Annotated in this window: 24 protein-coding genes, 1 tRNA gene and 1 other RNA gene; 16 read left to right on the top strand and 10 right to left on the bottom strand. The window is 67.7% G+C overall.

Annotated elements, in window-relative coordinates; translation table 11 throughout:
* The first annotated feature begins 99 nt into the window (after window positions 1–99).
* On the top strand, window positions 100–456 hold the full coding sequence (locus CDOO_RS09675) for a hypothetical protein (protein ID WP_018020778.1): 357 nt from the start codon (window positions 100–102) through the stop codon (window positions 454–456).
* Here the strand turns inward: CDOO_RS09675 and CDOO_RS09670 are convergent.
* Window positions 440–751 (bottom strand): acyl carrier protein, encoded by a 312-nt coding sequence (locus CDOO_RS09670; protein WP_018020779.1) that lies wholly within the window; start codon window positions 749–751, stop codon window positions 440–442. The two genes, CDOO_RS09675 and CDOO_RS09670, sit on opposite strands and share 17 nt — an antisense overlap.
* 34 nt (window positions 752–785) lie before the next feature.
* On the opposite strand from CDOO_RS09670, the gene CDOO_RS09665 reads away from it, so the two are divergent.
* The gene (locus CDOO_RS09665; RefSeq protein ID WP_018020780.1) at window positions 786–1790 is read left to right on the top strand and encodes an alpha/beta fold hydrolase; all 1005 of its coding nucleotides are present in this window, start codon (window positions 786–788) and stop codon (window positions 1788–1790) included.
* Here the strand turns inward: CDOO_RS09665 and CDOO_RS13305 are convergent.
* The 4 genes from CDOO_RS13305 to aceE all read right to left on the bottom strand — a co-directional run bounded on the left by CDOO_RS13305 (window position 1787) and on the right by aceE (window position 6364).
* The gene (locus tag CDOO_RS13305) at window positions 1787–2368 is read right to left on the bottom strand and encodes a DUF1707 SHOCT-like domain-containing protein (RefSeq protein WP_018020781.1); all 582 of its coding nucleotides are present in this window, start codon (window positions 2366–2368) and stop codon (window positions 1787–1789) included. The genes CDOO_RS09665 and CDOO_RS13305 overlap by 4 nt on opposite strands.
* A gap of 81 nt (window positions 2369–2449) precedes the next feature.
* On the bottom strand, window positions 2450–2929 hold the full coding sequence (dps, locus tag CDOO_RS09655; protein ID WP_018020782.1) for a DNA starvation/stationary phase protection protein Dps: 480 nt from the start codon (window positions 2927–2929) through the stop codon (window positions 2450–2452).
* 153 nt (window positions 2930–3082) lie between these two features.
* Window positions 3083–3559 (bottom strand): SRPBCC domain-containing protein, encoded by a 477-nt coding sequence (locus tag CDOO_RS09650; RefSeq protein ID WP_018020783.1) that lies wholly within the window; start codon window positions 3557–3559, stop codon window positions 3083–3085.
* Between the two features lie 78 nt (window positions 3560–3637).
* The gene (gene aceE / locus CDOO_RS09645) at window positions 3638–6364 is read right to left on the bottom strand and encodes a pyruvate dehydrogenase (acetyl-transferring), homodimeric type (protein ID WP_018020784.1); all 2727 of its coding nucleotides are present in this window, start codon (window positions 6362–6364) and stop codon (window positions 3638–3640) included.
* 268 nt (window positions 6365–6632) lie between these two features.
* Between aceE and CDOO_RS09640 the strand changes: the two genes are divergently transcribed.
* The 3 genes from CDOO_RS09640 (at window position 6633) to betT (ending at window position 9809) form a co-directional block, all read left to right on the top strand.
* Window positions 6633–7064 carry a DUF3052 domain-containing protein gene (locus CDOO_RS09640; RefSeq protein WP_018020785.1) on the top strand — a complete coding sequence of 144 codons (432 nt, stop codon included), beginning with the start codon at window positions 6633–6635 and terminating at the stop codon, window positions 7062–7064.
* A 75-nt stretch (window positions 7065–7139) separates the two neighbouring features.
* Window positions 7140–7215, top strand: a tRNA-Val gene (locus CDOO_RS09635).
* Window positions 7216–7529: 314 nt separating this feature from the next.
* Window positions 7530–9809, top strand: a complete 2280-nt coding sequence (betT, locus tag CDOO_RS09630; RefSeq protein WP_018020786.1) for a choline BCCT transporter BetT — start codon at window positions 7530–7532, stop codon at window positions 9807–9809.
* Here the strand turns inward: betT and CDOO_RS09625 are convergent.
* From CDOO_RS09625 to CDOO_RS09615, 3 genes are read right to left on the bottom strand one after another with little or no spacing between them, the layout of a single operon-like run.
* Window positions 9806–10744: an SURF1 family cytochrome oxidase biogenesis protein gene (locus CDOO_RS09625; protein ID WP_018020787.1), complete on the bottom strand. Its 939-nt coding sequence runs from the start codon at window positions 10742–10744 to the stop codon at window positions 9806–9808. The genes betT and CDOO_RS09625 overlap by 4 nt on opposite strands.
* A 25-nt stretch (window positions 10745–10769) precedes the next feature.
* Entirely contained in the window at window positions 10770–11252 is a 483-nt protein-coding gene (locus tag CDOO_RS09620) for a low molecular weight protein-tyrosine-phosphatase (RefSeq protein ID WP_039746311.1), read from the bottom strand.
* Window positions 11236–11922 (bottom strand): HAD hydrolase-like protein, encoded by a 687-nt coding sequence (locus CDOO_RS09615; protein WP_018020789.1) that lies wholly within the window; start codon window positions 11920–11922, stop codon window positions 11236–11238. Before CDOO_RS09615 ends, CDOO_RS09620 begins: the two co-directional genes overlap by 17 nt.
* A 34-nt stretch (window positions 11923–11956) precedes the next feature.
* Here CDOO_RS09615 and CDOO_RS09610 point away from each other — a divergent pair, with 34 nt between their 5' ends.
* The 5 genes from CDOO_RS09610 (at window position 11957) to CDOO_RS09595 (ending at window position 16798) form a co-directional block, all read left to right on the top strand.
* On the top strand, window positions 11957–13093 hold the full coding sequence (locus tag CDOO_RS09610; protein ID WP_018020790.1) for a Nif3-like dinuclear metal center hexameric protein: 1137 nt from the start codon (window positions 11957–11959) through the stop codon (window positions 13091–13093).
* A gap of 10 nt (window positions 13094–13103) precedes the next feature.
* The gene (locus CDOO_RS09605) at window positions 13104–13811 is read left to right on the top strand and encodes a zinc ribbon domain-containing protein (protein WP_018020791.1); all 708 of its coding nucleotides are present in this window, start codon (window positions 13104–13106) and stop codon (window positions 13809–13811) included.
* Window positions 13808–14911, top strand: a complete 1104-nt coding sequence (locus CDOO_RS09600) for a bifunctional RNase H/acid phosphatase (protein WP_018020792.1) — start codon at window positions 13808–13810, stop codon at window positions 14909–14911. The genes CDOO_RS09605 and CDOO_RS09600 overlap by 4 nt, the downstream gene beginning before the upstream one ends.
* A gap of 21 nt (window positions 14912–14932) precedes the next feature.
* An RNA gene (gene rnpB / locus CDOO_RS13400) (RNase P RNA component class A) lies at window positions 14933–15352 on the top strand.
* A gap of 57 nt (window positions 15353–15409) precedes the next feature.
* Window positions 15410–16798: an RNB domain-containing ribonuclease gene (locus tag CDOO_RS09595; RefSeq protein WP_018020793.1), complete on the top strand. Its 1389-nt coding sequence runs from the start codon at window positions 15410–15412 to the stop codon at window positions 16796–16798.
* Here CDOO_RS09595 and CDOO_RS09590 read toward each other — a convergent pair.
* On the bottom strand, window positions 16795–18036 hold the full coding sequence (locus tag CDOO_RS09590) for a hypothetical protein (RefSeq protein ID WP_018020794.1): 1242 nt from the start codon (window positions 18034–18036) through the stop codon (window positions 16795–16797). The two genes, CDOO_RS09595 and CDOO_RS09590, sit on opposite strands and share 4 nt — an antisense overlap.
* A gap of 108 nt (window positions 18037–18144) precedes the next feature.
* Between CDOO_RS09590 and CDOO_RS09585 the strand changes: the two genes are divergently transcribed.
* Window positions 18145–18348 (top strand): hypothetical protein, encoded by a 204-nt coding sequence (locus CDOO_RS09585; protein ID WP_018020795.1) that lies wholly within the window; start codon window positions 18145–18147, stop codon window positions 18346–18348.
* Here CDOO_RS09585 and CDOO_RS09580 read toward each other — a convergent pair whose 3' ends face one another.
* A complete protein-coding gene (locus CDOO_RS09580; RefSeq protein ID WP_018020796.1) occupies window positions 18349–19908 on the bottom strand; it encodes a CYTH and CHAD domain-containing protein in 1560 nt (519 codons plus the stop codon). It lies immediately after the preceding gene.
* A gap of 202 nt (window positions 19909–20110) precedes the next feature.
* Between CDOO_RS09580 and CDOO_RS09575 the strand changes: the two genes are divergently transcribed.
* The 5 genes from CDOO_RS09575 (at window position 20111) to CDOO_RS09555 (ending at window position 26318) form a co-directional block, all read left to right on the top strand.
* A complete protein-coding gene (locus CDOO_RS09575) occupies window positions 20111–21448 on the top strand; it encodes a glutamine synthetase family protein (RefSeq protein WP_018020797.1) in 1338 nt (445 codons plus the stop codon).
* A gap of 6 nt (window positions 21449–21454) precedes the next feature.
* Window positions 21455–24445, top strand: coding sequence for a bifunctional [glutamine synthetase] adenylyltransferase/[glutamine synthetase]-adenylyl-L-tyrosine phosphorylase (locus tag CDOO_RS09570; protein ID WP_018020798.1), 2991 nt, complete (start codon window positions 21455–21457; stop codon window positions 24443–24445).
* 105 nt (window positions 24446–24550) lie between these two features.
* Entirely contained in the window at window positions 24551–24823 is a 273-nt protein-coding gene (locus CDOO_RS09565; RefSeq protein ID WP_018020799.1) for a hypothetical protein, read from the top strand.
* Window positions 24824–24825: 2 nt separating this feature from the next.
* The gene (locus CDOO_RS09560) at window positions 24826–25536 is read left to right on the top strand and encodes an AAA family ATPase (protein WP_018020800.1); all 711 of its coding nucleotides are present in this window, start codon (window positions 24826–24828) and stop codon (window positions 25534–25536) included.
* 50 nt (window positions 25537–25586) lie between these two features.
* A complete protein-coding gene (locus CDOO_RS09555) occupies window positions 25587–26318 on the top strand; it encodes a hypothetical protein (RefSeq protein ID WP_018020801.1) in 732 nt (243 codons plus the stop codon).
* Window positions 26319–26332: the final 14 nt, after the last annotated feature.

Below are 26332 nucleotides of genomic sequence, written 5' to 3'. Positions count from 1 at the left end.
GTCCCGCGTAGGCAAGATCGAGGCCGTTGGGGAAGACGACCCTCGTCTTGGGCGGACACCGTCTCACGGTGCCCGCCTCCTTCCGAAAGGAACCACGCCGTGACCACCACTCTCTCACACGCGCCCGCCCGAACCTGGCGGGCTCGACACACCCCTCCGGCCACCCGCACCGCCGTGCTGAGTGTCTCCGGCATGCCCCGGGAACTGCGCTCGCACGTCGAGCGAGCCATGGAATCCTGCCTGCGCAGCGAGCCTGCCCAGGTCCCGCCGGGCACGGACCTCGTCGCCGCCGACTGGTTCACCCGCTGGGAGCGCGACCGCACCGAGGAACTCTTCTACGCAGTGCGGTGCCGCCAGGTCCTCACCGGAACCGTCGCGGAGCTCGAGAAACTCGATCACACACTGCAGTCGCTCGCCGACGACCACGGCTTCCAGGCGACTATTCGGCGTCAGTGACCTGCTGATCGATGTACTCGCTGAGCTTTCCGACGGTGGCCAGGTCGGCGGCCACGTGTTCGTCGATACGCACACCGAAGGTGTCCTCGACGCGCACCATCAGTTCGATGCGGTCGAGTGACCCCAGCCCGAGATCCTCGGGGGTGTGGTGCGCTTCGACGGTCTGGGCGTCCGTGCCCGAGATCTTCTCGATCAGAGCCGCGATGCGCGCGAGGGTCGACGCATCGGTGACGGGCTCCTCGGTCTGGGCGAGCCGGGCCGCGAGCTGGTCGGAGAGCGAATTAGACAACTGCATAGTCGCCCAGCCTAGCGCTGTAGGGTAGCCCCGTATGAGACCGCACCTGCCGCTACAGAGAATTCGCGAGGCCCCCGGCGAGATCGGCAACTACGCGCAGCGCGCGCTCGCCCTCGGGCGGAAGAATCACCTGTCGCGCAGCCGCACCCGTCACCTGGCGCAGGCCCGAAAAGGCTTCTCGACGTCGCGTGGCAGCGTCATCGCCTGGTACGAGTACGGCCCCGTCGACGCCGAGACCACCGTCGTGTTTGTCCACGGCTTCACCCTGGCATCCGAGTCCTTCTACCTGCAGGTGGAATACATGATGGCCGAGTGGCCGGACGTGCGCCTGCTGCTGGTGGACCTGCGGGGTCACGGACGCAGCGAGCACGTGCCCATCGAGGCCTGCACCATCGATTCCGCGGCCGACGACGTGCTCGCGGTCATCGATGAACGGGCCATGACCGGGCGGTTGGTCCTGCTCGGGCATTCGCTGGGCGGACCGGTCTCACTCGCGGTGGTGCGCCGGATGCGCGAGGACGTCATCGACCGCCTCGCCGGGCTCGTCGAGGTCTCCACCACCGTGGAGCCCATGGCCGGGGCGGGCCTGGCGACAATCCTGGACACCAGGTTTGTCACCGGCATGGCCACGTTGTTCTCCCGCCACCCCGACCGGGCGCGGCCCCTGCGCCAGAGTGTCAACGGCCTACTCGCCCCGATTCTCTCCATGGCGTTTTTCATGCGGGAGACCGACAAGGATCTCATCGACTTCCACGCGGCCCTCATCGCGGAGACCCCCACCGAGACCCTCATCGGGTTCCTCGATGACCTGCAGTATCACGAGGAGGTCGGCGCGGCCTCCCGGCTCGCGGGCGTCCCCGGGTTCGTCATCGTGGGGGAGAAGGACTACGTCATTCCCTCCGCGCAGTCGGAGAAGCTGCTGGAGCTGTGGCCCGACGCGAAGTTCCAGGTGGCGCAGAATGCCGGGCACATGCTGCCGCTGGAGGTGCCGGGCATCATCAACTCCGCGCTGGACCGGTTGCTGAAGACCCTGGGTTAGAGGCTGAGGAAGCCGAAGGGCACGCGCTGGCCCTGCTCGAGGGAGATGATCTTCACGGTGCCCAGGACACAGGTACCGGTGAGTGTCACCCGCGCGGCGCCGGGGAGCGCGGGGGCGGACTTGTCCTTCGTCTCACCCATGACCGTGTTGATCTGGCTGACCACCTCGACCCCGGGGGAGACGATGATGCAGACGTTGCCCCCGTACGCGTTGGCAGTGAGCGTCAGGGAGGGGGCGGTCGCGGTCGCCTCGCGCAGATCGAGGAGGACCTCCCCGCCGTATGCCGTGAAGGTCGAACCGTCGGTGACGGTCCAGCGGCCCTCGCGGCGGATGTTGCTGAACCAGACGGACGGATGCTCCGCGGTGGTCGTGGCCGGGACCGCCGCGGACACCCCGGTGGTGGACAGCGTCTGTGACCGCTCGATGATGGCGTCGAGCGTGCTCCTGCTGTCCGCGTCGGCGATCGCGCGGGTGAGTTCGTCGTAGTCCTCGATGTCGATGCGACCGTCCGTCAACGCCTGGTCAACGTGGCGCATGGCGTGTTTGCGGTCGGCGTTGAAGATCGGTCCGTCGCTCATGCCGGCCAGGGTACCGGCTGGACAGGCCGACGGCCCGCCCTCCCGGAAAACGGGGGAGCGGGCCGGTGAGGCGGGTGACGCTTAGGCGTTGTCGAGGTGGGCGCGGACGAACCACTGGAACTTCTCCAGCTCGGCCGCCTGGCCGATGAAGATGTCCTCGGTGACGGCGTCGATCTCGCCGGAGGTCTTCAGGGAACCGCGGACGTTCTCGATGACCTCGACGTAGGTCTTGTCCAGGGCCTCGAGGTGCTCCTTGGTGGAGCCCTTCTGCACGTCGTAGGCGAGGGGGGAGCGGTCGGTGGACAGGCCGCGGGGGGTGCCGTCGGGCTCGCCGCCCAGGGTGGCGATGCGCTCGGCGACGGTGTCGGCGTAGGCGCGGACGAGCTCGACCTGGGGGTCGATCATCTCGTGGACGGCGATGAAGTTCGGGCCCACGACGTTCCAGTGGGCGTGCTTGAGGATGAGGTGGAGGTCGTTGTAGTCTCCCAGCCGGGCCTGGAGCTCGGTGATGAGGGTCTTGGCGTTTTCTTCGGTCAGTCCGGGAACGGTGTAGTTGCTCATGTCTGCAATTATGACCCAGGACCTCCGGCCCGGCAACCGAAAAAGGGCTCTAACCTGCATAAATAAGGTAAGGCGTGACTAAGTTAGGGTTCCATAGTGTGAACCTCTAGCAGGGGGTTTGCCGGGCCCGGGCGGGTTTGTGAGGTTAATCACTCAACGGGAATCGTCGCTGGACCGGGCCATTTCCGACTCCAGGAACGTCTTCAGCGAGCACAGGATCATCACCCAGCCCTGCGAGATCCCCTGGTACATCCGGGACTGCTCGGACTGGAAACCCGAATGGGTCAGCGTGATCTTCACCGCGCCGGGCATGTCCAGCTCCTCGATGTCGTAACGCACGACCGTCCGCTCCTCGTCCTCCTCCGGGGTGGCGTCGTCGAAGACTGTGCCCATCGTGTGCCAGGTGAACTCGAGGGTCGAGGGGGCGGAGACTGCCAGCACCTCCTGGTCCAGATCGTCGAATTCGTCGCCGGGCATGGACTTCCACAGGACCTTGTCGCCGGGCGACCAGGTCGACTGCGGGCCCGTGCCACCGAGGTAGACGTCCATGTCGCTGCGCTGCGTGATCGCGGCGAAGGCCCTCTCGGCCGAGGTGTTGTAGGCGATGACGGGATAGCTGAAGTCGGTCATGGCTACCGAGACTAGCGCAGAGAAAACCCCCTCGCCCCTGCTGTCAAGCGGGGCGAGGGGGTGGCGTCGAGAAGCGAACTAAGCCTTCGTCGGATCCGCCACGTTGTACTTGTCCGCGGCTTCCTGGGCGACCGAGATGTCGATCTTGCCCTCGTTGGCCAGACCGATGAGCGCGGCCACCGCCATCGACTCGGCGTCGATGTTGAAGAAACTGCGGGCGGAGGGACGGGTGTCGGCGAAACCGAAACCGTCCGCACCCAGGGTGATGTACTGGCCCGGGACGACCGCGCGGATCGACTCGTGCAGATCGGAGGCGAAGTCCGAGGTGGCCACGTAGGGGCCCGGGGTCTGCTTGAGCTGGGTCGTCGCGAACGGCTCCGGGTGCTCGCCGGCCGGGTTGTGGATGCGCTCGGCCGCGATGTGCTGGCCGTCGCGCGCGAGCTCCGTCCAGGAGGTCACCGAGTAGACGTGCGCCTTGACGTCGAAGTCCTCGGCAAGCAGCTTCTGCGCGCCGAGCGCCGCCTGCATGCCGATGCCGGAGGCGAGCAGGGAGACCTCGTTCTCGCCTCCCTCCTCTCCACGGGAGTAGAGGTAGATGCCCTTGTGCAGGCCCTCGACGTCGAGATCCGCGGGCTCCGCCGGCTGCGGGGTCGGCTGGTTGTACACGGTGAGGTAGTAGATGACGTCCTCGCCGCGGCCCGCGCCGTACATGCGGTCGATGCCCTCGCGGATGAGGTGCGCGACCTCGTAGGAGAACGCCGGATCGTAGGAGACCACGCCCGGGTTGGTCGACGCGAGAATGAGCGAGTGACCGTCCATGTGCTGGAGGCCCTCACCCGCGAGGGTGGTGCGCCCGGCGGTGGCACCGATGAGGAAACCTCGGGCCATCTGGTCGGCGGCCGCCCAGATGACGTCGCCGGTGCGCTGGAAGCCGAACATCGAGTAGAAGATGTACAGCGGGACCATGACCTCGCCCTGGGTGGCGTAGGACGTGCCGGCCGCGGTGAAGGAACCCGTTGCGCCGGCCTCGTTGATGCCCTCGTGCAGGATCTGCCCGTCGGTGGCCTCGCGGTAGGAGAGCATGAGGTCGTGGTCGACCGGGACGTAGTTCTGCCCGTCCGGGTTGTAGATCTTCAGGGTCGGGAACCACGAGTCCATGCCGAAGGTGCGGGCCTCGTCCGGGATGATGGGCACGACACGCTTGCCCAGCTCCTTGTCGCGCATGAGCTCCTTGAAGGTGCGCACGAGCGCCATGGTGGTGGCCACGTGCTGCTTGGCTGAACCCTTGCGAACGGACTTGAGCTTGTCGATGTCCGGGACGACCAGCGGCGTGTAGTTCTCGCGGCGCTCCGGCAGGAATCCGCCGAGCTCCTTGCGGCGCTCCAGCGCGTACTTGATCTCGTCGGAGTCCTCACCCGGGTGGTAGTACGGCGGCAGGTAGGGATCCTTCTCCAGCTGCTCGTCGGTGAAGGGGATGTTCTGTTTGGTGCGGAAATCCTTGAGATCGTCCAGCGTGAGCTTCTTCATCTGGTGGGTCGCGTTGCGGCCCTCGAAGTTGTGGCCCAGGCCGTAACCCTTGATGGTGTGCGCGAGAATGACGGTCGGGCGACCGTTCTTCGTCTCCATGGCTCGCTTGTACGCGGCGTAGACCTTGCGGTAGTCGTGTCCGCCGCGGCGCAGGCCCCAGATCTCGTCGTCGGTCATGTCCTCGACGAGCTTCTTCGTGCGCGGGTCGCGGTTGAAGAAATGCTCACGGACCCAGGCGCCGTCGTTGGCCTTGAGCGTCTGGTAGTCGCCGTCCGGCGTGTTGTTCATGATCTCGACGAGCGCGCCGTCCTCGTCCTTCTCCAGCAGCGCGTCCCACTCGCGGCCCCAGACGACCTTGATGACATTCCAGCCGGCGCCCTTGAAGTGGGACTCCAGCTCCTGGATGATCTGCGTGTTGCCGCGGACCGGGCCGTCGAGACGCTGCAGGTTGCAGTTGACCACGAAGGTGAGGTTGTCAAGGTTGTACAGCGGGCCCATCTGCAGGAAGCCGCGGGACTCCGCCTCATCCATCTCGCCGTCGCCGAGGAACGCCCAGACGTGCTGCTCGGAGGTGTCCTTGATGCCACGGTCGTGCAGGTACTTGTTGAAGCGTGCCTGGTAGATCGCGTTCATCGGGCCGATGCCCATGGACACGGTGGGGAACTCCCAGAAGTCCTTCATGCCACGCGGGTGCGGGTAAGACGGCATGCCGTTGCCCGGGCCACGGGAGACCTCCTGGCGGAAGCCGTCGAGGTCATCCTCGGACAGGCGACCCTCGAGGAAGGCGCGGGCGTACATGCCCGGGGAGGCGTGGCCCTGGAAGAAGATCTGGTCGCCACCGCCCGGGTGGTCCTTGCCGCGGAAGAAGTGGTTCATGCCCACCTCGTAGAGCGGGGCGGCCGAGGCGTAGGTGGAGATGTGGCCACCGATCTCAATGCCCGGTCGCTGTGCGCGGTGCACCATGATGGCCGCGTTCCAGCGGATCCACCGGCGGAAACGCTTCTCAATGTCCTCGTCGCCCGGGAACTCCGGCTCCATCGTCGTGGGGATGGTGTTGACGAAGTCCGTGGAGGTCAGCGACGGCAGCGGGACACGCTTGGCGGTGGCACGCTCCAGCAGGCGCAGCATGAGATAGCGAGCGCGCTCCGGGCTGGAGGATTCCAGCAGGCCGTCGAGGGAGTCCATCCACTCGCGGGTCTCTTCCGGATCGTTGTCGTGCAGGTATGAGGCAACACCGTCGCGGATGAGCGGATAGTGGGTGTCTGGGGATTCAGTCATGTGTGACCTCCTGAGGGGCAACCAGGTTCGTGGTGGCGACGTGTCTGGCGTGATTCCTTGCAGGTGAACGCCGTGGGCACATCATTAAGGACAACGATACTAGTTTTGGTAATACTGTGCGTGGGCTGGTCGGCCCAGCCGGCCCTTCCCCCGATTGGTGTCAAAAAATGACCGGTGAGCGACTAAACTGACGCTGGACCCGCTTCTGAGGCGGGTGCCCGCAGACTTCACCCCCGCTCATCGGGGACAAACTAGGAGGACAAACACAGTGGTTGACGCCCCCGGCGCCGTTAATGATGACACGGCCCAGGATCTCGTACACCGTCTCGGCATTGAATCCGGGATGATCGTTCAGGAGCTCGGATGGGACGACGATTGCGACGCCTCCATCTCGGAGGCCGTCGAAGACGTGGTCGGCGAAGAACTTCTGGACGACCAGACCGACGAGCTGTGTGATGTTGTCCTCCTCTGGTGGCGCGCCGCGGACGGCGATCTCGTCGACGGGCTTGTCGACGCTGGTCGCAACCTGTCCCCGGAGGGCCGCATCTGGCTCCTTAGCCCGGCGGCCGGAAACGACGGTGCCATCGCGCCGGGCGAGGTGAACGAGTCCGCCCAGCTGGCGGGCCTGGTGCAGACCAAGTCCGATCGGATCCGCGATTTCCAGGGCGCCTGCCTGGTCCCCAGCGGCACCAAACGCTAGCCGGACGGCTTTTCAGCCGGCCGCGGGCGCGTGCTAACGTTGCCCAGGTATTTCGGCCAGTCCGGATGCCCCCCCGCGCCCCTAGCTCAGCTGGAAGAGCAACTGGTTTACACCCAGTAGGTCGGCGGTTCGAACCCGTCGGGGCGCACCAACCCCAAGGCACCCACCGAGCAGTCGGCGGGTGTCTTTCCGTTCGTCCACTGCCTGGTGTGGCCGAACGTCGCGGAGATGGCCTGACTGCCTCCCAGCTTTCTCCAATTGCCAGGACAGTTAAATACTACTATTGTGATGGAGTCGCTGCGCCCAGATCGGGCAAGCGCAGACCACGAGATGAAGTGGCGCCCCGGACCGCCTGAGTGCGCGGAGTTACGGGAGGCGCGACGCCTCGGCCCCGCAAGGCGGGCCGGGGCGTTTATCACTGCCTCGGATACGTGCGATGTCTGAGAACTACAGAAAGGAACGTGTGTGAACAGCAGCCCAGACGGCCAGCAGTCTTCACCGGTCAACCGCGAGGAACTCGGCGGGCGGGAGCGCTCCGCCCGCGAGGAGAGCAGGAGGGTCAACCGGGCCCCGGCGTCGGGGGATGAACTCTCCCGGGGCGCACTGACCTTCGACAAACCCCAGGTCAACTGGGCTGTGTTGATCATCAGCGCCGCGGTGATCGTCGCGTTCTCCGTGTGGGCGATGGCGTGGCCGGACCACGCCTTCGACACCATGGGCACGGTGGTCGGGTGGATCGGTTCCAGCCTGGGCTGGTACTACGTGCTCACCGTCGCCATCGTCATCACCTTTGTCGTCGGCGTGGCGATCTCCCGCATGGGTACGATCCGTCTCGGCCCGGACCACTCCCGACCGCAGTACCGGATGTTCACCTGGGTCTCCATGCTGTTCGCCGCCGGCGTGGGCATCGACATGCTCTTCTACTCGGTCACCGGGCCGATCACCCAGTTCATCACGCCCCCGGACGCGGATCCCCGCTCGGCCGAGGCCGCCCGTGACGCCGTGGTGTGGACGATGTTCCACTACGGGATCGGCGGATGGGCCATGTACTCGCTGCTGGGCATGGCCATGGGTTACTTCGCGTTCCGCTGGGGCATGCCGCTGTCCATCCGTGCCGCGCTCTACCCGCTCCTGGGCAAGCGCGTGAAGGGCCGGGCGGGCGACGCGATCGACATCGTCACCCTGGTCGGCACCGTCATGGGCGTCGCCACCTCCATGGGTATCGGCGTCGTGCTGCTGTCGGTCGGATTCTCCCACCTCTTCGGGCTTCCCGACGGCCTGGGCCTGCAGATCGCCCTCGTCGCGGTGGCCGTGCTCATCACCATCGCCGCCTGCTACTCCGGCGTGGACAAGGGCGTGCGCCTGATCTCCGAGCTGAACCTCTGGAGCGCTGCGGCGATGATCCTCTACATCATCGTCACGGGTAAGACGGGTTTCCTGCTCAACGCCATGGTGGAGAACATCGGCCGGTTCATCAACACTCTGCCGGGGCGTGCCCTGCAGACGATGGCCTACGAACCCGGCGGCTCCGACTGGATGGCGGGCTGGACCCTGTTCTTCTGGGCGTTCTGGCTGGCCTGGGGCCCGTTCGTGGGCCTGTTCCTGGCGCGTATCTCACGCGGGCGCACCCTGCGCGAGTTTGTCATCGCTGCCATCACCGTGCCGGTGCTGTGTGACTTCCTCATCGTCACCACCTTCGGCAACTCAGCGATGTGGGAGGTGCTGAACGGCAACGAGGAGTTCGCGCAGCTGGCCATGGATTCCCCGGAGCAGGGCTGGTACTCGCTGCTGGAGATGTTCCCGGGCGCGACGTTCCTCGTCGGCCTGGCCACGCTCTCCGGCCTGCTGTTCTACCTCACCAGCGCCAACTCCGGCGCGATGGTCATGTCGAACTTCTCCTCCACCATCCCCGATCCGAGCCAGGACGGGGCGAAGTGGCTGCGAGTCTTCTGGGCGCTGCTCACCGCACTGCTCACCGTGGCCATGCTCTACGCCGGTGGTGTGACCACCATGGAGTACGCCACCCTCATCTTCGCGCTACCGGTGACGGTCATCGCCTACCTGATCATGGCCTCCTTCCTCAAGGTTCTGCGCATGGAGCGTGCGGAGATGGACGGCCGACGCCTGCGCCACCACTCCAGCGCTTTCGACGGCGGCAACGCCCCCGACAAGACGTGGCGTCAGCGCCTCGCCCGGATGCGTTCCTACCCGTCGAAGGACACGGTCGCGGACTTCATCGGTTCCACGATCCAGCCCGCGCTGGCCGACGTTCACCGCGAGTTCGAGCGCTTGGGTTACCAGACGGCGCTTATCGACGGCGTCGACGACGCCACCGGACTGCCGACCCACGCGCTGATCGTCGACATCGAGGGGCAGCGCCGGTTCCAGTACATGGTCGCGCCCGTGAGCACCCCGATCCCGTCCTACGGCGGGCGCCGTGTCCAGACCGATGACGCCTACTACCGGCTCGAGGTGTTCAGCCAGACGGGCTCGGAGGGTTATGACCTGGTCGGCCTGAACCGGCAGCAGATCATCGACGACGTTATCGATCGCTACGAGGCGCACCTGCACTTCCTCACGGTGACCGCGGCTACCGACGCCGAGTCCTACCTCACCCCGGCGCATCCGCCCGTGGCCGAGCCCGCGCTCATCGAGACGGCCGAGCCGGCCGACGATGTTCCGCAGACCAGCGGCGCCGCCGTGGGCGCCAAGGAAACCGCGGAGCTGCTCGAGGGCCGGGACTAACGCTCCCGCAGGCGCTTGGCGTACTTGGAGTAGTGATCGGTGTTGGCGTCGCCGTACCGGTCACGCACCGTGCGTGAGCGCTGCACGACCTTCGCGTCCGGGTGGGTGGAGAGATCCTCCTCCTCGGGCGCGCTGGTCATCTCCTCGTCCATTTCCCGGTCCTCCTCGCGCACCCGCCTGCGTTCGCGCACCTCGGAGACGATGAAGTAGAGGAACCCGAGCGGGGCCATGACGCCGAAAGTCAGCCACTGGAAGCCGTAGCTCAGGTGGGAGCCGCGCTCCAGCATGGGAATGGGAATGGCGTTGATCACCCCGGGCTGGTCGGAATTGAGCTGGACGTAGCCGTCGACGAGCTGCTCCCCGGTGAGCTCGCCGATGAGCTCCGGGTTCATGGTGTACACGTGGGTGTATCCCTGCTCGTTGAGCGGCGCGCGGTCTCCGCGGCCCTCCGGCAATTGCGCCATGCCGACCGTCGATACGCGTCCCTGGGGCGCAGCCGGGATCTCCGGGACGGTGTTGCTGCCGCCGGTGGGGACGTAGCCGCGGTTGACCAGCACGACGTCGCCGGAGTCGAGGCGGAACGGGGTGAGCACCTGGTAGGTGTTGGTGTTCTCCACCGGGCGCAGGCGCAGGAGCACCTCGTCGTCGGTGAGGAACTCTCCCTCGAGCACGACGCGGGTCCACTGCTCGTCTTCGGTGAAGGTGGCGTCGTCAAGCAGGCCCTGGACCGGGACGGGATCGGCCTCGTAGGCCGCCTCGATCTGGTGGTTGCGCTCGACGATCGCTTCGTCCTTGTTGAGCTGCCACGGGGCGAGCAGCGTGAAGGCGAAGTACGAGAAGATGATGATGAAGACGCAGGCCAGGACCCAGCCCGGGGAGAGGAACTTGCGCCACAGGGGCGGGCCGGCGGATCGCTGACGAGGGGTGCTACTCACAGGGGCGAGTCTATCCAACTTTCGGTTAGTGTCCCAGCCGCTGCCTGGCCCAGTCGACGATGCCGTCGGCCGCGGCCTCGATCTGCTCGCGCGTACGGGTGAACTCCGCCGGTCCGCCGTAGTAGGGGTCGGCGACGGATTCGTCCTCGCCGGAAGCGGGGTCGAAGTCGCGCAGGAGGCGGATCTTGTCGGCGTCCGCGCCGAGTTCGAGAAGCTCGTCGCGGTGGCGGGTGGCCATGGCGATGATGAGGTCGGCATCCAGAGTGTCCTGGTCGACCTGGCGGGCGCGGTGGGCGGAGCCGTCGTAGCCCGCGTCGGTGAGTTCGAGCAGCGCGCGCTCGTCCGCGCGGTTGCCCACGTGGTAGTCGGCGATGCCGCTGGAGGTGACGGTGACGTGTTCGAGCCCGGCGTCGTCAAGCTTGCGGCGCAGGATGACCGCGCCCATGGGGGAGCGGCAGATGTTACCGGTGCATACGACGTCGATGGTCGGGTCAGTTTGCCCAGTCATGGATGATCTCCTTCAGTTCGTCAGTGGATTTGGCCACGTAGCGGGCCAGGTCCCATTCCTCCGGCGCGCCGTAGCCCCAGGTCACGGCCACGGTGTCGATGCCGTGGGCCTTCGCGCCCTCGATGTCGTGCAGGCGGTCGCCCGCCATGAGGAGGTCGCCGGTGCGGTCGTGCAGCTCCAGGCTGTCCAGCACGTAGGCGATCACCTTGTCCTTCTCCCGGCGCTCGCCGCGCTCCTGGGCCGCACCGAGGAAGTCGATGTGCGGCAGCAGTCCCAGCTCGGTGAGGATCGCGCGGGCGAAATTCTCGCCCTTACTCGTGGCCGTGGCGATGTAGAAACCCTCGTCCTTCAGCCACGGAAGAAGCTTATCGACGCCCGCAAACGCCTCCGCCCGGGACCAGCCACCCTCGCGGGTGAAGGCCATGTAGGCGTCGAAGGCCCGGCTGGTTTCCTCGGGGCTGAGCCCCAGCGAGGCGTAGGTCTGCTCCATCGGCGGCCCGGCGATCTTCGCGGTGAACTCCTCCGCGGGGTGCGGGTGACCCACCTCGTCGAGGCCGTGGAAAAAGCCGGCACGGATGCCGGGGAAGGAGTCGATGAGGGTGCCGTCGACGTCGAGAAGGATGATGCGCCGGCCGGCGGGAACCGGGGCGCCGGAAAGAAAGTCACTCATTGCTCCCAGGGTGCCAGAAGTAGACTCGGGCGGCATGAGCCTTCACGTTTCCGACATCGTCAGAGTCCTGGACAACGCCTACCCGCCCGAGCTCGCGGAGGACTGGGACGCGGTGGGCCTGATCTGCGGCGATCTGGCGGACAAGGTCACCACCGTGGCCTTCGCACTGGACTGCACGCAGGCGGTGGCCGAGGCCGCGGTGGCCGCGGGCGCCCAGCTGCTGGTGGTGCACCACCCGCTGCTCATGCGTGGGGTCACCTCGGTGGCGGCCTCGACGCCCAAGGGCAAGGTCATCCACACGCTGGTGCGCGGGGGTTGCGCGCTCTTCGCCGCCCACACCAACGCCGACTCGGCGCGCCCGGGGGTCTCCGACAGACTGGCGGAGCTGGTGGGGATCACGCCTGGCCGGCCCATCAAGCCGATCCTGCTGGACGCGAAGGACAAGTGGGGTGTGCACGTCCCTCCCGCCGACGCGGACAAAGTCAAGGAGGCGCTTTTCGACGCCGGTGCCGGGGCCATCGGCGACTACTCCGCCTGCTCCTTCGACCTCACCGGCACGGGCCAGTTCCTCCCCGGCGAGGGCGCGGACCCCACCGAGGGGGAGGTGGGCACACTCCACCGCGCGGAGGAGATCCGCGTCGAGTTTGTGGCCCCGCGCTCGCTGCGTCGGACCCTCACCGAACGGTTGCGCCAGGTGCACGCCTACGAGGAGCCCGCCTTCGACATCACCGAGATGGCCCCGGACCAGCCCCTGGACACCGCGCCGGGCCTGGGCCGGATCGGCGAGCTGCCCGAGGCGATGACCCTGCGGGAGTTCACTCAGCAGGTCGCCGACGCCCTTCCCGAGACCGCCTGGGGCGTGCGTGCGGCCGGTGACCCCGAGCAAATGGTGAAGAAGGTGGCCGTGTCCTCCGGCTCAGGCGACAGCTTCCTCGCCGACGTGCAGAAGCTCGGGGTGGACGTCTACGTCACGTCCGACCTGCGCCATCACCCCGTCGATGAGCACCTGCGCGCCGGAGGGCCCGCGGTGATCGACACCGCCCACTGGGCCAGCGAATTCCCGTGGACGTCCCAGGCCTGCGATATCGTGGCGCGGGAAACGGGCGTCGACACACACATCATCGACATCCGCACCGACCCGTGGACTGTGTCCGCCCACCCGGAAAGGTAGAACTAGAGGCATGAAACTCGACCGTTCCCTCCAGCACGTCCTCCTCGAACTCGCCACCACCGAGCGGGTGCTGAACGCGGGCGCCGACTCCACCACGCCCGAGCAGAAGGAATACGAGCGCCTGCAGGGTGAGCTGGCGCGCATGCGCGAGGCCGCCGGGTCCGCGCAGCTGGCCGTCGACGACATGGAGACGGAGATCCTGCGCATCCAGGAGGACGAGCGCAAACTCCAGCGCCGCGAGCGCGACGACAAGGCCCAGCTCACCGCCGAGACCGATCCCGACCGCCGCAAGGATCTCGAGCACGACCGCTACGCCACCAAGTCGCGGTTGACGGACATCCACTACGAGCTCAAGGAAGCGCACAACGAGATCCACGCGCTGCGCAACAACCGTGACGTCCACGGCGCGCACGTCTCTGACCTCGAACGCAAGGTGGAGGTCGCCGCGCGTGCCGCGGAGGCCGCCAACGAGGCCGCGGCGAACATCAACCCCCGGGAGAAGGCCGACGAGCTGCGCTCGCAGCTGCCGGCTGACGTCATCGCCGCCTACGAGGACCGCCAGGACGAGAACGACGTGGGCGTGGCCGCCTTCAACGGCCGGGTCTGCGGCGGCTGCTTCATCCAGCTGCCCTCCGCTGACCGCTCCCGCATCAACCTCGCCCCGGAGAATGAGCTCCCCACCTGCCCGAACTGTGAGTCGTTCCTGGTGCGTTCATGAAGGTCTTCGTCTACACCGACGGCGGCTCCCGCGGAAACCCCGGGGTCGCCGGTTCCGGATCGGTGCTTATCGACGCCTCCTCCAAGCAGGTCCTCGCAGAAATCGCCTACGCCTTCTCCGAGCCGACCTCCAACAACGTCGCGGAGTACCGCGGGCTGATCGAGGGCCTGCGCGCCGCGGTCGATCTCGGCGCCGACGAGGCCTACGTGTTCATGGACTCCAAGCTCGTCGTCGAGCAGATGTCCGGCCGGTGGAAGATCAAACACCCCGACATGCAGAAGCTCGCCCTCGAGGCGCGTGACCTGGCCGCGAAGCTCAAGGCGGTCAACTACACGTGGATACCGCGCGCGCAGAACAAACAGGCCGATGCCCTGTCCAACGTGGCCATGGACGCCTCCGCGAAGGGCGCGCCGGAGGGCATCATCGGGGAGAAGCCGGTCGCCGCAGTTCCGAAGGCCGCGGAGTGGTGCGGGGGAACCTCCACGCCCACGCGCGTGGTGCTTGTGCGCCACGGCCAGACCGACATGTCCGCCGCCCAGCAGTACGCCGGGCTGCGCGACGCCGAACTCACGGATCTGGGCCGCCGACAGGTCGAGGCGGCGGCCGCGGCGGTCAGCCGGCGCGAGCAGATCGACCTCATTCTCACCTCCCCGCTGCGCCGCTGCGTGGCCACGGCCGAGGCCCTCGCCGCCGCCGCCGGCGCGACAGTGGAGGTGGAGAACGGGCTCATCGAGTGTGACTTCGGCGAGTACGAGGGCATGACCTTCGCCGAGGCCCAGGAGCGTGACCCCGAGGGACACCGCGCCTGGCTGGGAGACCCGACGCTGGCTCCCCCCGGGGGAGAATCACTGGCCGACGTCTACGCCAGGGTGGAACGGACGGTGGGGGAGATCGTCGATAAGCACCACGGAAAGACCGTGGCGCTGGTCAGCCACGTCAACCCCATCAAGGCCATCCTCGCCTCCGCGCTCGGCGCGGGCGAGGGCATGTTCCCGCGGCTGTTTCTCGACCTCGCCTCGGTGTCCGTGGTGGACTACCTGGGTGAAGAGGCCATCGTGCCCGTCCAGGTGCGCCGGGTCAACGACACTTCATTCCTCTAGGTGTAACGTATCCCCCGCGAATGAGTGGGCCGGGTGATCGCGGCGTTTTCCGAACCGCCCCTGCAACAGGGGCAGGCGGGAGTCGAGGAAAGTCCGGACTCCGCAGGGCACGGTGGTTGCTAACGGCAACCCGGGGCGACCCGAGGGCAAGTGCAACAGAGAGTAGACCGCCTCCTTCAGCTTTCGGGCCGGGGGAGGTAAGGGTGAAAGGGTGCGGTAAGAGCGCACCGGCGGCGTCAGGTGACTGCGCCGGCCAGGTAAACCCCACCGGGAGCAAGGCAAAACGGCTCGCACACAGTGCGCGCCAGATCGGGCGTTCGAGGGCTGCCCGCCCGAGTCCGAAGGTAGCTGCTTGAGGCGCCCAGCAATGGTGCGTCCAGATGGATGTTCACCGCCCTCCCCGCGAGGGCACAGAATCCGGCTTACAGGCCCACTCATTCGCCCTTTCCACAGGGTCGCTTCCCCGCAGGCGCGCGGACAGTGCCAAGATGGGGAGCCATGAAACTCTTTGCGGCACAGCTGAACTACCGGGCCATCGCCGAGGAATTCCAGGTACCCACGGACTTCTCCCCGGAACTTGTCGACGCCGCCGCACACGCCACGGACCGCTTCGCGGACCAGCGGCGCGACGCCCGGGACATCGAATTTGTCACCATCGACCCGCCCGGCTCGAAGGACCTCGACCAGGCCGTGCACATCGAGCGCACCCCGGACGGCTTCCGCGTGCATTACGCCATCGCCGACGTGGCAGCGTTCATCGAACCCGGCAGCGCGTTGGAGGAGGAGTCCCTGCGCCGCGGGCAGACCATCTACCTGCCCGATGAGCCCGCCCGCCTGCACCCCAGGCCGCTGTCCGAGGGCAGTGCCTCGCTGCTGCCGCGCGTCGACCGCCCCGCGGTCCTGTGGACCTTCGACCTCGACGAGGCCGGGGAGGTCACCCGCTCGCACGTCGAGCGCGCGCTGGTGCGCTCGCGGGAGCGGCTCGACTACGAAGGCGTCGATCTTGAACTGCGGGCCGGCGACGTTCACCCGTCCATCGAGTACCTGCCCGAGGTGGGCAGGCTGCGGGAGCGCTCCTCGCTGCGCCGCGAGGCGATCAACCTGCGCATGCCGTCGCAACGTGTCGTGCGCGACGAGGACGGCCGCTACGAACTCATCATCGAGCCGCGCCCGCCGATCATGGACTACAACTCCGAGATCTCCCTGCTCACCGGCATGGTCGCCGGACAGATGATGCAGGCCGCCGGGCACGGGCTGCTGCGCACGCTGCGCCCCGCCAGCCCGCGCTCCGTGGCGGAATTCCGGGTCGAGGCCCGTGCGCTGGGTTATGAGATCGGTGACGAACCCGTGGGCGCCTTCCTCCAGGGTGTCGACGCCGACACCCCGCGCGGCATGGCGCTCATGCGCGAGGCGCAGGCCCTGCTGCGCGGCTCCGGCTACGGCTCGGTGGAGGCAGGCGACGCCGAGGTGCACGCGGGTGTCGGCGGCTACTACGCCCACGTCACGGCACCGCTGCGCCGGCTCGTGGACCGCTTCGCCACCGAACACTGCCTCGCCATCGCCGCGGGCACCGAGACCCCCTCCTGGGTGACCGAACGCCACGCGGCGGTGCTCGAGTCCATGGAGCGCACCGGCGCCCTGGCCAGCAAGGTCGACCGCGCCGCCATGGACCTCACCGAGGCCACGGTCCTGCAACCCTGGGTGGGGGAGAACTTCGACGCGGTGGTGCTGCAGACCAATGCCGACTCCGCCCGCATCCTGCTCACCGATCCGCCCGTGCTGAGCACCACCCGGGGAACCCCCGAGGTGGGCACCGGCGTCAAGGTGACCCTGACCACCGCGGATCCAGAGACCCGGACGGTCGACTTCGCCTGGCCGGCGGACTAACTCAGCTGGGCCGCCTCGCCGCGGGGCAGCTCCAGGACGGTGAGCCCATCTGCGGCCAGGTCAGCCGCGAAGTTGTCGGCCGTGGGTGCCGGAACGAAGCAGAGCGCGGAACCCGGTCCCGCCGAGCGTGCCGAGTGCGCGCCCCGGGACAGTGCCAGCTGAGCGAGTGAGCCGTCCAGGCCGGTGACGCGGGCGGTCTCGCGCTGAGAGTCGGCGAGGAAGGCCCACACGTCGCCGACGCGCCGGGAGCGCAGGGCCACGGCCACCTGCTGTGCCCGGGTGGTCTCGTTGTCGAAGTAGCTGAGCCACGTGTCGGCCTCCCCGGTCTCCGGGGCGGCGACGTCCGGGTGGACCTTGTGCACCGCGCGCAGCCAGTCGAGCACGCGCACGCGGGCGTCGGGAAGTAGACGGAGCGATTCCGTGCCGAACGCGCGGCAGGCGTCGTCGAGGAACTCCCGGCGACCGCGCTCCCCGTCATCACCGTCGCCGGCGGGCGCCAGGAGCGCGAAGACACGGACGGGTGAAGCGGCCGGGTGCGGGGCCTGGGTGAGGGAGCCGTCCGCGTAGTCGATCACGGACAGCGAGTCCGGCGCGGAGCGCAGCGCGGTGGTGAACCGCGCCTGGCTCAGAGGGCGGGCGGAGAACTGCTCCGCGGACTGCGCGCACAGCTCGGCCAGGCGGGCACGCAGCGGCGCGTCGGAGAGGTCCTCGGCGTCGGCCTGCAGCGCGAGCGCGAACGCGGCGTCGATCGCCTCGGCCTCTCCCAGGGCCGGCCCGGGCGGAACCTCGGAGATCACCGTGACGTCCATGCCCGCGGTATCCCGCGGCAGGAGCTGACGCCCGACCATTGCGTGCACGATCCCCCCGAGCTGCGCCGCGGGCCCACCCTCGGGGACCGGGGGATTGGTCGGCCTGCCGGCTTCGTCGATGCCGGGGAACTGCTCGGCGGCGCGGCGGGTGATCTCGCCCGAGGAGATGGAGTCACTGACCTGCGAGCCGTCTGCCCGGTGGATCTTCACGGTGACGGCGTCGTCGTCAGTGCGGCGCACGGCCACCGCCACCTGCGCCGAACCCACGCCCATGATCACCGTGCCGCGGTAGTGGTCGACGTGCTCACCGATGACCGGGTACGTCGAGGGAGCGACCGCGACGTGCTCGGCGACGGCGCCGTGGTCGAGGGTGAACTGCTCGCGGGCCCGGTCAGCGGCGGGAATGTCGGAGGTCGGCCAGTGCGGCATGGTGGGTGGATCTCCTTCAGGTGGCGGTAATGAAAGCCCCACATTACCGCCCGGCCGATCTGCCGTATTCTGGGCTGACCAATCCCCGACGCACAAAGGTGACTGACAATGGCTGACGAACAGTGGTACTTCGATCCCTCGACCGGCGACGTGGCCCAGGGCAAGGAAGGCTCCTGGTCCAACCGCATGGGCCCCTACGACTCGGAGTCCGCCGCCCGCGACGCCCTCAAGATCGCCCAGGCCCGCAACAAGCAGGCCGACGCCGAGGATGAGGCCGACGACAACTGGGGCACCGGAGACCAGCGAAACTAGCTACTTGCGCAGCTTTCGGTACGCCGACTCGATTTTGGCGTACGCGTCCGAGTACTCCTCGAGCGACTCCAGGCCGATGTAGCGTTCGCGCTGGTAGAGCAGGCCGTAGGCGAAGGTGTCGTTGCCCTTCCTGCGGTCCGCCTGCGACATCGCCAGCAGCTTGTCGCGGCTGGTCACGGAGTCCTGGAAGTCGCCGAGTACCGACTGCATCTGCTTGCAGGCCTTGTAGATCTTCCCGGTCTTCATGCCGGTGGCCGAACCCACGGCCTCGGCCGCGTAGCGCAGTTTCTTCGCCGCCTTGCGCATGTCGTGGAAGTACTCCTCGCGCTCGTGCAGCGTGAGATCCTCGTTGTCCCAGTTGCCCACGGCCCGCTTGTGCCGCTTGAGCAGCTTCTTGAAGGCCGCGTCCAGGTGCTCCGCCATGACATCCTCGACGCTGCTGTCCTCGCGCGTGACGACGGGCGGTTCAGCCAGCAGCGCATCGATGTCCTCGAGCAGCTGGAGGTAGCGCTCGGAATCCAGCGTGGCCACGACGCGGCGGTGCGCCCGCTCGTACTCCTTGCGGATGGCCGCGAGAATGCGCCCACGGTCCTCGTCGGTGACGGTGCCGGAGTCCTCATTGTCCAGCAGCCAGACGAAACGCTCCTCCACGACCTCGGCGTCGCGCGCCAGGCCCAGCACGCCGGCGAGCTCCTTGAGCTCGGCGAGCAGCCACTCGACCCGCTCGCCGGCGAGCACCCCGTCGAAGGTCTGCAGGTGGCTGCGCAGCTCGCGGGTGGCCACGCGCATTTGGTGCACGGAGTCCCACTCGTCGCGGCGCACCCGCGGATCCAGGGCGACGAGTTTGTCGCGGTTGGCCGACAGCGCGCGGACCACGCCGGCCGCGGCGTCATCCTCGCTGTGCCCGGTGAGATAGTCGGGCAGCGGCGCCGAGTTCACGGAGTCGCCCAGGGCGGCGACGAGCTTGGAGGGGCTCTTCGACTTCCGCGCCCCCGCGCCGATGAGCACCGTGGTGGCGGAGTTGATGAGGTCCTGACCCTCCTCCGTGCCCGGCAGTTCACCAGCGAGCTCCAGCTCCCACTCGCGCCAGCTGGTGCTCGATCCGCCCGGAAGCAGCGACCATGCGGTGACGCGGTCGTCGCAGAACTCGGCTACGGGGCCGTCCTCGCCGCGCAGCAGCGTCTCCGTGCGGGTGTTGTCCACCTGCCCGATGGGCACGAGTTCGCGGTTACGGACGATGGACCTGATCAGCGTGAGCAGGTCGTCGGGGACGCGGTACTGGCCGTCCACGGGCTCGGTGAGTTCCGCGGCGAGCTCGATGCGGCCCTGCTCGCCGGGGAGCTTGAGGTGCCAGCCGTCGTCCTTGCCGCCGGTGCGCCTACGCAGCGTCACCTTGGCGCGGGTCAGGCGCAGGTCGGACGTGTCGTAGTAGATGGCGGACAGGTTGTGCACCTGTGCCTCGTCGACGCGGGTCACGCCGGGCAGTGTGGTGAGGTCCGGGACGGAGGTTTCTTCGTCCACGGCGAACTTGACTTCAACTTCCAGGAAGGTGGTGACCATGGCGATTGCCTCCAGGTAGATGCTCGGGTCTTCGTCTCACCTCGGATTCTACGTCCCGGACCTGGCCGGTGCGTGTGCGCAGCGTCCCTGCGCCATCTCTCGAATAGCTTCGGTCGGACACTTGGTGGGCACGAAGTGTCCGACCGAAGTTATTCGAAAGACAGCCGGAGGGACCCGCCCGCGAACCCGTAAGGTGACAACCATGAACACCCAACAGGAGCACGTCCTCGGCGCTGTCGATGAGCGAGATATCCGTTTCATCCGGCTGTGGTTCACCGACATCGCCGGGCAGCTGAAGTCCGTGATGATGTCCCCGAGCGAGCTGGAAGGTGCCTTCGAGGAGGGCGCGGGATTCGACGGCTCATCCATCGAGGGTTTCAGCCGCATCTCCGAGTCGGACACGCTGCTGCTGCCGGACCCCTCGACCTTCCAGCTGCTGCCCTTCGATGAGGAGGACCCGGATCTGCGCACGGCCCGGATGTTCTGCGACATCGTCATGCCGGACGGCAACCCCTCGCAGGCGGATCCGCGGCAGATTCTGCGTCGACAGGCGAAGAAGGCCGCCGACGTGGGCTTCACCTGCCAGGCCAGCCCGGAGATCGAGTTCTACCTGCTCAAGGAGCAGGGTTTCCCCCTGGAGATGGCACCCACCGAGTTCGGCGGCTACTTCGACCAGGCCGCCCACACCCCGGTGCCGAAGTTCCGCCGCCGCGCCATGCGCGCGCTCGAGGACGTGGGCATCGCCACCGAGTTCTCCCACCACGAGGCCGCGCCGGGCCAGCAGGAGATCGACCTGCGCCACGCCGACGTGCTGGCGATGGCGGACCATGTGATGACGTTCAGGTACCTCATCAAGGCCGTGGCCATGCGCGACGGCGTGCGGGCGACGTTCTTGCCCAAGCCCTTCCAGGCCCACCCGGGAAGCGCGATGCACACCCACTTCTCGCTCTTCGAGGGCGACAACAACGCCTTCCACGACCCGGACGACGAGTTCTCCCTCTCCGACACGGCCCGGCAGTTCATCGCCGGCGTGCTCACCCACGCCCCGGAGATCAGCGCGGTGACCAACCAGTGGGTCAACTCCTACAAACGCCTGCAGTTCGGCAACGAGGCACCCACCGCCGCCACCTGGGGTGCCTCCAACCGCTCCGCGCTGGTCAGGGTGCCCATGTACCGCCTGGACAAGGAGGTCTCCCGCCGCGTGGAGGTGCGCAGCCTGGACTCCGCCGCCAACCCCTACCTGGCGTTCGCGGGTGTGCTCGCCGCCGGCCTCAAGGGCATCGCGGAGGGCTATGAACTCGGGGATCCGGCGGAGGACGACGTCACCAGCCTCACCCGCCGGGAGCGTCGCGCGATGGGTTACCGTGACCTGCCCATGAGCCTGGACCAGGCGCTGCGGGAGATGGAGAAGAGCGAGTTCATGGCCGAGGTCCTGGGCGAGCATGTCTTCGAGTTCTTCCTGCGCTCCAAGTGGGATGAGTGGCACGGCTACACCGAGCAGATCACCGGCGTGGAGATCCGCTCGGCTCTGGAGCTGTAACCCGCCATGACTCCCTCACGCAGCACCGTTCCTTCCGCGGCCTCCCTCGGGCTGACCGGCCGGCACGCGGCCACCGACCTGGAGTGGCTGGGCTGGACCGGCGAGGACTCCGTCGACCTGCTGTGGACGCTGGCGGGGGCGGGCGATCAGAACCTCGCGCTCAACACCCTGCGGCGCCTCGGTGAGGCCCTCGGCGACAGCTACGGCGAGTTCGACCGCATGATGCGGGAGAACGAGGCTTTCCGCGTGCGCACCCTCGCGCTGCTCGGCGGGTCATCGGCCCTGGGGGATCACCTGGTGGCCAACCCGGAGCTGTGGCGCACCCTCGCCGACGACGTGCCCGAGGCCGAGGAGATGCGCGCGGCGATGCTCGACGCCGCGCAGGACCGCTACACGCTGCGCGACGCCTACCGCTCGCTCATCCTGCGCATCGCCGCCCACGACCTCGCCGGCACCTACGCCTCCCGCCGCGGCCGGGGCGAGGGCCAGCCGGAGCTGGGTTATGAACGCACGACATCGCTGCTCACGGAACTCGCCGACGCCGGGCTGAACGCCGCGCTCACCGTGGCCAACCGCGAGGTCTACGGCGAGGATGAGCCCGACGCACGCCTGGCGGTCATCGCCATGGGCAAGTGCGGCGCGGGCGAGCTTAACTACATCTCGGACGTGGACGTCATCTTCGTCGCCGAGCCCGCCACGCCGAAGGCCACACGCGTGGCCAGCGAGTTCATGCGCCTTGGGTCGGCGGCCTTCTTCGAGGTGGACGCGAACCTCCGTCCGGAGGGCAAGTCCGGCGCGCTGGTGCGCACCTTGGAGAGCCACGTCGCGTACTACAAACGCTGGGCCAGCACGTGGGAGTTCCAGGCCCTGCTCAAGGCGCGCCCCATGGTGGGCGACAGGGAACTGGGTGAGGAGTATGTGCGCTCGCTCAACCCGATGGTGTGGGAGGCGTCGAGACGCGAGTCCTTCGTCGAGGACGTCCAGGCCATGCGGCGACGGGTGATTGAGAACGTGCCCGACGACCTCAAGGAGCGGGAACTCAAGCTGGGCAGGGGAGGGCTTCGCGACGTCGAGTTCGCCGTCCAGCTGCTGCAGATGGTGCACGGGCGTTCCGACGACACTCTCCGCCCGCTGGCCACCACGGACGCGCTGAAGGCGCTGGTGGACGGGGGTTACGTCGGCCGCGAGGACGGCCAGGCGATGATCGAGGCGTATGAGTTCCTCCGCCTGCTGGAACACCGCCTGCAGCTGCAGCGCATGCGCCGCACCCACGCCCTGCCGGAGCCGGACGACGCGGCCTCCTGGGAATGGCTGGCCGCGGGGGCCGGCTACCGCGCCGATCCCGAACACTCCGCGGTGGAGAACGTCCGGCGCCGGCTCAAGGACGTGCGCCTGAAGATCTCCGGGCTGCACGAGAAGCTCTTCTACCGCCCGCTGCTCAACTCCGTGGTCACCATGAGCATCGACGAGCTCCGGCTATCCCCCGAGGCGGCCCGGGATCAGCTCGCCGCGCTGGGATACCGCTACCCCGGACGCGCCTTCGAGCACCTCTCGGCTCTGGCCTCCGGGGGCACACGCAAGGACAAACTCCAGGCCATCCTGCTACCCACGCTCATGGCAGCGCTGGCGGATACCGCCGACCCGGACGCGGGCCTGCTCAACTACCGCAAACTCTCCGAGGCGGCGCACGACAACGCGTGGTTCCTGCGCACGCTTCGCGACGAGGGCATCGTGGCCCAGCGGCTGATGAAGATCCTGGGCACCAGCCCGTACACGGCTGACCTGGTGATCTCCACGCCCGACGTGGTGAAGCTGCTCTCGGACGGCACCTCCGGGCCGAAGCTGCTGGACACGCCCTCGGGGCAGGTGAGCACGTCGCTGGTGGCGGCGTCGAAACGCCACAAAGACCCGGACAAGGCCGTGGCCAGGGCCCGGGCGTTGCGACGCTTCGACCTCGCCCGCATCGCCTGCGCCGACCTCCTCGGTTTCATGGACGTGCCCCGGGTCTGCGAGGAGCTGTCCAACATCTGGATCGCCGTCCTGCAGGCCTCGCTGCTCGCGGAGATCCGCGCCAGCCAGATGAAGAACGAGTGGGAGGAGGCGCCCGCGCGCATCGCCGTGATCGGGATGGGTCGGCTCGGCGGCAGCGAGCTCGGCTACGGCTCCGACGCCGACGTGCTGGTCGTGGCCGAGCCGCTCGACGGGGTGGATGCCTCGGAGGCGATCGCGTGGGCGGCGTCGATCATTGACGGGCTGCGCGGCAGGCTGAAGAAACCCTCGGCGGATCCGGCCCTGGAAGTCGACCTGGGGCTGCGGCCCGAGGGGCGCTCCGGCCCGGTCGTGCGCACCATCGCGTCCTTCGAGCGTTACTACCGCGAATGGGGCGAGACCTGGGAGGTTCAGGCGCTGCTGCGGGCCTCCTTCGCCGCCGGTGACGCGGAGGTGGGCGAGCGTTTCCTGCGTATGATCGACCAGTTCCGTTACCCCGAGGCCGGCGCCACCCGGGCCCAGATCCGGGAGATCCGGCGCATCAAGGCGCGTGTCGACGACGAGCGCCTGCCCCGCGGGGCGGACCGCACCACGCACACCAAGCTCGGCCGCGGTGCGCTCACCGACATCGAGTGGACCGTGCAGCTGCTCACCATGGAGCACGCCCACGAAATCCCCGGCCTGCACAACACCTCCACCCTGGAGATCCTCGACGTGCTCGAGGAGATCGACGACCCGGCCATCATCACCGCGGCGCAGGTGACCACGCTTCGCGACGCCTGGATCATGGCCACCCGCGCCCGCAACGCCATCGTGCTGGTCAAGGGCAAACGTAAGGACCAGCTGCCGGCCGCCGGGCCCGACCTCATGAAGGTCTCCGGCGCCGCCGGCTGGGGAGCCACCAACTACCAGGACTTCCTGGAGACCTACCTGCGGCTGACCCGACGGGCGCGCAACGTCGTCGACGAGATCTTCTGGGGCGAGGCGGCCTCGCACGAGCATGCGTAGGTGAATGCCCGGATCTTTCCCTGAGATCCGGGCCGAACGGTTCTCCCGTGGCGCGCTGGTAGCTAGCGTGGGGCGAAACCGACTTCCCTGAAAGGAATTTCTCTCATGGCTCTGCATCTCTCGCTCGACCTGGCCGACTCCACCTTCGCCGACCTCGCCGCCCTCGTCGAGGCCGCCCGCACTGCGGGCATTGCCGCGGACGCGCGGGTCGAGGTCACGGAGAACACACTGTCCATCACCTCCGCCGGCGATCCCTCGCACGCCCGGGCACCGCGCACGCCCGGCCCGGAGCGGCCGATGCCCTCCGCAGGCAGCGATGCGGCCCTGAAGTTCATTGCGGAACTGCTCGGCGGGCCGGATCGCGGCGGGCGCCGCTGATAATGCTGCTGTCCTCGATCCGCGTCCGTCATCCGGAATGGCTGGCCGACTACGCCCGCGAGCTGCCCGCGATCCGCAACCTGATCACCCGCGGGCAGCTGGACTTCCGGGCACCGGTCACGTTTCTCACCGGAGATAACGGGGCGGGCAAGTCGACGCTGCTCGAGGGCATCGCCGCGGCCCTGGCCTTCCCCGAGGGCGGCGGACCACGGTTCGGCTTCAACGGCAAAGGGGTCCCCCGCGGAGCGTTCGTTGCCCGCGCCGACCAGATGATCGGCGGGTTCTACCTCACCGCGGAGACCCACTCGAGCCTCGTGGAGAGAGCGGACTCACCCATCGCCCGTGGCGCCCGACTGGGGTTGCAGAACCCGGTGGCCGAACGCTCCCACGGTGAGGCCGTCTTCGACCTGCTGGGGGAGTACATCGGCGGGCCCGGTATCTACCTTCTCGACGAGCCCGAGGCCGGCCTGTCCGTCATCCGGCAGATGGCCCTGCTCGCAGAGATCCACGCGGCAGCGGAGCGCGGTGCGCAGTTTCTCATCGCCACCCACTCCGCCATCCTCCCGGCGCTGCCCGGCGCGGAGATCATCGAGATCAACGAGGCCGGGATTATGCCCACACGTTTCGACGACCTCGAATCCGTCCGCGCCACCCGCGAGTTCTTTGAGAACCCGGCCGACATCGCCGAGTACCTGGTGGGGGAGCCGGAGTAGGGGTGGCGTAACGCCAGGTGTCGTACCGCAGCGTGTGTCATGATTAGCGAATGAAGCCCGAATCGCGGGACAAGGTACTCAAACACCTGGGCGCAGCACGTCTCGAGCCGTACCTTGCAGAGGCCGGAGGGAATAAGAAAGCCGCCCTCAACCTCTACCGCTGGAGTGTGCAACTCACCGCGTCCGTGCAGCAACTGCTCGGATTGACCGAAGTCATGCTCCGAAACTCCATCGACGAACAACTTCAGCTTTGGAACAATGAAGCGAGGGCACAGGAAACGAGCTGGTTGCTGGATGAGCCTGCAAACCCGCTTCGTTCCCTGGTTGAAGACAAGAGAAAGAGAGCTCACCATGACGCAGAAAAGGCCCTAACAATTCGACCTCCGGGGCATCCACGGCACGGCGACGAGCTCACCCATGACGACGTGCTCGCGCACACCATGTTTGGTATGTGGAAGGACCTGCTTCCAAACCATGCTCCAAATATGAGCCAGGAAGACCAGAGGAACCAGAACCGGCTTCGCATGTGGAATGAATCCTTGTCTGCGGCATTCCCGCACGCAGAAGATCCCGATGGGCAAAAAACTTACTGGCGCGTCGCTCATCTTCATCTCTTGCGCAATCGGGTCTCTCATATGGACAGCCTGCTCAACGTCGATGTCGATGACCGAGCCAACGACGCTTTTGATCTGGTCGGCAGCATCGACCCAGTGCTGAGAAACTGGTTGACAGGCACGAGCACCGTGAGTCAGATTCTCAACCACAAGCCCGAGGTTCGGTGACACAAAGAAGAGGC

Source organism: Corynebacterium doosanense CAU 212 = DSM 45436 (assembly GCF_000767055.1).
Lineage (GTDB): Bacteria > Actinomycetota > Actinomycetes > Mycobacteriales > Mycobacteriaceae > Corynebacterium > Corynebacterium doosanense.
This window is presented reverse-complemented; position numbering and strand designations above follow the sequence as displayed.